The 4821-nt window shown below is 56.5% G+C and carries 5 protein-coding genes; 1 reads left to right on the plus strand and 4 read right to left on the minus strand.

Translation table 11 applies throughout. From position 1 onward, the window contains the following. Positions 1-365: 365 nt before the first annotated feature. Positions 366-1157 carry a PilZ domain-containing protein gene (locus VG146_15305; GenBank protein HEV2393719.1) on the minus strand — a complete coding sequence of 264 codons (792 nt, stop codon included), beginning with the start codon at positions 1155-1157 and terminating at the stop codon, positions 366-368. Between the two features lie 359 nt (positions 1158-1516). On the opposite strand from VG146_15305, the gene VG146_15310 reads away from it, so the two are divergent. Beyond that, on the plus strand, positions 1517-2680 hold the full coding sequence (locus tag VG146_15310) for an ISNCY family transposase (GenBank protein HEV2393720.1): 1164 nt from the start codon (positions 1517-1519) through the stop codon (positions 2678-2680). Between the two features lie 266 nt (positions 2681-2946). On the opposite strand, the gene VG146_15315 is transcribed toward VG146_15310, so the two are convergent. The 3 genes from VG146_15315 to cyoE form a co-directional block, all read right to left on the minus strand. Continuing rightward, positions 2947-3372, minus strand: coding sequence for a DUF420 domain-containing protein (locus VG146_15315; protein HEV2393721.1), 426 nt, complete (start codon positions 3370-3372; stop codon positions 2947-2949). A gap of 118 nt (positions 3373-3490) precedes the next feature. After that, a complete protein-coding gene (locus tag VG146_15320) occupies positions 3491-3760 on the minus strand; it encodes a hypothetical protein (protein ID HEV2393722.1) in 270 nt (89 codons plus the stop codon). A 36-nt stretch (positions 3761-3796) separates the two neighbouring features. Further along, a complete protein-coding gene (gene cyoE, locus VG146_15325) occupies positions 3797-4720 on the minus strand; it encodes a heme o synthase (protein ID HEV2393723.1) in 924 nt (307 codons plus the stop codon). Positions 4721-4821: the final 101 nt, after the last annotated feature.

The following is a 4821-nucleotide window of genomic DNA, read 5'->3' on the forward strand; positions in this document are numbered from 1 at the left end:
GTCTACGCCCCTAATGCGTCCGTAGCGCTTTCTGGCGGGGGAACTTGGGATGGGGCCATAATCGGAAACACTGTTAATGTTTCCGGAGGTACCGCGGTTCACTATGACCGGGCCCTGGGCGCCGGGTTTTACATAGCCGGAAATTATGTTCCCATGGGCTTTATCTGGAGCAGTTTCTAGCGTTCTGTCCCGCCTTATTCATTGCAGTGGCAAGACGGCGGCAGCTTCGCGGTCGCATTCCAAGGCGCCTGGGGCGCTCACACGGAATGCGGGCGAGCCGCGCCCGCCGTGGACTGCGGTAGCGTCAGCTACCGCCTTGTGATTTCGGCACTGGGCAATGGCAAAACATCAAGCGGGAGAGGGTACTAACGTAGGTAGCGAAAGCCATAGAGCCTTCGGTCGTTGAAAGTGAAGGAAGCGCGCCGCCGGACATCGGCTTTTTGATCGAATCTCGGGCCTTGCCCGCTGTATGGGCAGACGATGATTACCAGGTCGCCCACCGCCAGATCCATTGAGAGAGCCACTGCTACACCGCCCTTGGAAACGTCCTCGGTCTTCGTGATTTCTTCAACTCCCTGTGCATTGCGGACAAGGATTGGCATTTTCATCCCTATGCGCTTGGCAGTGCGCTTCTCAATGCCCTTTTCCTCTTTGGGCGCATCGGGCGGGGCCACAAGATCGGCGGGAGGCAGCACCGCAGGTCGCCGGGCAGGGTCGGCATAATTCCAGTAGGTGAGTTTTTTGCAATTATCACAAACGAAAGCGAGGATGCCGGTCGAGTTTAGAGCATCCACTTCCATCGGCGACACCATTTTTACGTCCTGTTTGTGGCAGGCCCGGCATTCCAGCGCCGCCCCTTCCTGATCCTCGAAAGCACCGAGCGCCGGAAAATCCATGCCCCAAATGTTGAGTCTCTTGTCGATATACTCCACACCCCACTCGGCAATGTTGCCGGCTTCCATGCGTGAGGGGCCAACCACGTGAAAGTCGGCCTCCTTGTAACTTTCAAGGTTAATGATCCTCACGTCCGACTTGGGGACCACTCTGTGATTCAGTTTGATGAGCGCGCCCTCGCGGTTCACTTCCACCGTGACCGTGTCTTCGGAGAAATTATCTTTTCCGAGAGCGAAGCCGATTACACGAATGGGAATCGCCATTCGAAGACGTTCCGATCGGCGTTGCTCATTTTGTTGCGCCATAGGAATATAAGTAAGGATGAAAATTTTCGAGAAATTGTCGAGCCAATCCGGCGCTACTCAATCCGGAAAACAGGTGTTGTGCCTTAGCCCCCCGGGAACTACACCCTTCGGCCCCGGATTATAGCACGACCTGTCGGAATACTTTTACCACTAACAAGTTGTCAAGAAAAGGGTTGTTTTCTCAAGCTGTCGTTAGCACATGATATGTCCGGTCGAATTAGCAAGTGAAATGTCCGGTCGGAGGAAGCGGCGCATGGTAAGGCTCTAGTCGGAGGTCCGACATGGAGCAATGCAGCATGGCCGCGATGGAGCGGGTAATGAAGATGCAAGAAGTGATTTTGCGAGCTTTGGCCAAGACGATTACTTGGTGGCAGGCGGCAGAGATTGCGGGGATTAGCCCTCGACAGATGCAGCGTTGGAAGAGGCGGTATCAGTTCAACGGGTACGACGGCTTATACGACCGGCGGCGGGGTCAGCCCAGCCCGCGTCGGATTCCGCTGGAGACCGTGGAGCGCGTGCTGGGATTGTATCGGGAGAAGTATTTCGATTTCAACGTACGGCATTTCCACGAGAAGTTGGCGGAAGAGCATGGGATCGAGCTGAGTTACACCTGGGTGAAGCTGGTGCTGCAAGGGGCGGGGTTGGTGGCCAAGCGCAAGGCGCGAGGCGTGCATCGAAAGCGGCGGGAGCGGCGTCCTCTACCCGGGATGCTGTTGCATATCGACGGCAGCGAGCATCGCTGGTTCGAGCATGATCGCTGGTATGACCTGCTGGTGGTGATGGATGATGCGACCAGCCAGATCTATTACGCGCAACTGGTGGAGGAAGAATCGACGCGGACGGTGATGGGGGCGCTGTGGGAGGTCATCGAAAATAAGGGTGTCTTTTGTGCCCTCTACAGCGACCGAGCCAGCCACTTTTTTCTGACTCCCAAGGCGGGGGAACCCGTGGATCGACAGCGTCTGACGCAGGTGGGGCGGGCGCTGAGTGATTTGAGGATCGAGATGATTCCCTCCTATTCGCCCCAGGCGCGGGGGCGGAGTGAGCGGAACTTTGGGACCTGGCAGGGACGGCTGCCCCAGGAGTTGCGCTGGCGCGGGATCGGAACGGTGGAAGAGGCGAACCAGTTTCTTCGCGAGTCTTATGTCGCCGAATTCAATCACAAGTTCTCGGTCAAGGCCGCCCAGTCGGGTCACGCCTTTGTGCGGGCGCGGCGGGGCGACTTGGATCGGGTTTTCTCGATTCAGCACGAGCGCATCGTCAATCGCGATAATACGGTGAGTTGGGTGAACCGCTGCTTGCAGATCGAGAAGACATTGTGGCGGGGCAGCCTGGCCGGCTGCCGCGTGACGGTCTATGAACACTTGGACGGGACCGTGAGCCTGGGCTATGGTCCCAAGCTCCTGGGTCGCTATACGACGGAGGGCGTCGCACTGAAGCGGGGAGATCGTAAAGCCGTCCTCCCAGGCGAAGCCGCCTAAGGGAGAAAAGAAAGCATATGTCTATTCAGGAGAGAAAGGTCGGGAGGCTGGATCGCCCTCGAGGCAACGCGAACCGGAACCGGCTGTGCGCGCGAACTCCAGTCGCCCTACGGGCTCCTTCCGTTCGCGCGCAAAAAAACAAGACAAATCCTAAGAACGAACAAAAGGACAACAAAACCGGACACTTCACTAATCAAGAAAACCGGACATTTTAACTTGCTAACAACAGATGCAAACGGTTGTGCCTGCGATGGCGCAGTTTTTAACTACCGGTACAAGTGGTAGAGCATCCAATAAACCGCTACACCTGTCATAGAAACGTAGAGCCAAATCGGCAGCGTCCAGCGGGCGACGCGCTTGTGAAGGTCAAAGCGCTTCCTCCAGGCGCGATAAAGCGTGGTGAAAACCAGGGGGACGATGACCACCGCGAGAATCGTATGCGAGCCGAGCAAGGTGAAATAAAATATGCGAATCATGCCTTGTCCCGTGAAGCGTGTTACGCCGTGGTGGGCGTGGTACCAGAGGTAGCAGACAAGAAAAAGCGAGGACGTCCCGAACGCCGAGAGCATGCAGATTTTGTGGGCGCGAATGCGCTTGCTGCGGATGAAAACATAGCCGAGCGTCAGCAGGACCGCGCTGGTGGCGTTCAGGCTGGCATCGATAACGGGAAAATCTGAAAGTTGAATGGTCACACGCCGAGTTTACAGGCTACAGTCGATGGTTAAAAGTCAAAAATCCTGGTCTATTGAGTGTCAAATATTAGTCGACACAAGGCCCTGATGTCTCGGTGGCAAAACACAATCCGTGGAGTTATCGAGAGGCTTCCGAGGGGGGATTGCCGGGCAACTCACCTGAGGCCGGCTTCTTCCGGCTGTGCTCCAGCATTTGTTTCAGCTCTCCGGTGTAAATTGACCAGACAACGTTCAAAATAAAAACGCCGCCGATCGTCAGGCTGATCAACGCGAAGAACAATCCACCCACGCTGAACAGCAGGCCGGACATTGCCAGATAAACGCACACGGCCAACGCTATCAATCCGGCGATAAGGCAGAATGCGAGTAAGAGAATTGTTTCAAGCATTCAGTAACTAATTAGAGCAGTAGGTTTATTTCGCCACTACATTAAAAATTTATCCACGATCATGAGGCCAAACACCAACGGCAAATAAAAAACAGACGCCAGCAGGAGGCGGCGGGCCATCACCTTTGACCGGACCAGCGCCGTTGAAGCTCCGTAGTACAGGATGGCCAGCCCCAACGGCAGAGCTCCGAAGAAATAAATCATTCCCAACTGGCCCAGCAAGGTGGGCAACAGGCTTACCGGCAACAGCGCGATTGAAGTGGCAAGGATCTGCCGGGCAGCCAATCGTCCCTGAGGGTCATTGGGCGGCAACATGAGCAGTCCCGCGCGCTCGTAATCCTCCCGATACATCCAGGCAATGGAGAGGAAGTGGGGAAACTGCCAGAAAAAGAGCAGAGCGTAAAGTATCCACGCCTCGAGATTCAGGTTGCCACGCGCCGCCGCCCATCCGATCAAGGGTGGCATCGCTCCCGGGAAGGCGCCGACCAGCGTGCAGTAGGAAGTTTTCCTCTTGAGCGGCGTGTAAAGCAGCAAATAACTCGCGAGCGTCAACAGCGCCAGGCAACTGGCCAAAATATTAACTGCCAGCGCGAGTTCGAGGCCGCCCGCAACAGAAAGACCTATTCCAAACCACAGCGCCTCTGAAGAGGAAAGTCTGCCCGCCGGGAGCGGCCGGTTGGCGGTTCGCCGCATGCGCGCATCGAATTCCCGCTCGACCCACTGGTTCAGCGTCGCCGTCCCACTTGCCACAAGGAGGGTGCCAACGAGGGTGTGAATCATGAGCGCATAGTTCATCGGTCCGCGCCAGGCAAGGTAAAAGCCCGCGAGGGTGCTGGCCACAACCAGAGAGTTGACCTCCGGCTTGGTGAGCGACCAGTAATCCGCCACCTTGCTGCGCCAGCCCACCAGCCGATGCTGAGCCAGTCGAGTAGCGGGCGGAACCACAACCGTACTTTCCAAACTCCTTCCCATATCCAATCCGTTAAACTGTAACTTTCTCCGGCACCGACCCTAAATTCAAAGCCGCTTCCGGGGCCGCGACGAGTCGGTAACTTTGGAAT

Source organism: Verrucomicrobiia bacterium (assembly GCA_035946615.1).
Lineage (GTDB): Bacteria > Verrucomicrobiota > Verrucomicrobiia > Limisphaerales > UBA8199 > DASYZB01.

Excerpts from the sequence above, each read along its gene's own strand:
- VG146_15305 (HEV2393719.1), bottom strand. The coding sequence starts at position 1,157 with ATGGCGATTCCCATTCGTGTAATCGGCTTCGCTCTCGGAAAAGATAAT.
- VG146_15310 (HEV2393720.1), top strand. The coding sequence starts at position 1,517 with ATGAAGATGCAAGAAGTGATTTTGCGAGCTTTGGCCAAGACGATTACT.
- VG146_15320 (HEV2393722.1), bottom strand. The coding sequence starts at position 3,760 with ATGCTTGAAACAATTCTCTTACTCGCATTCTGCCTTATCGCCGGATTG.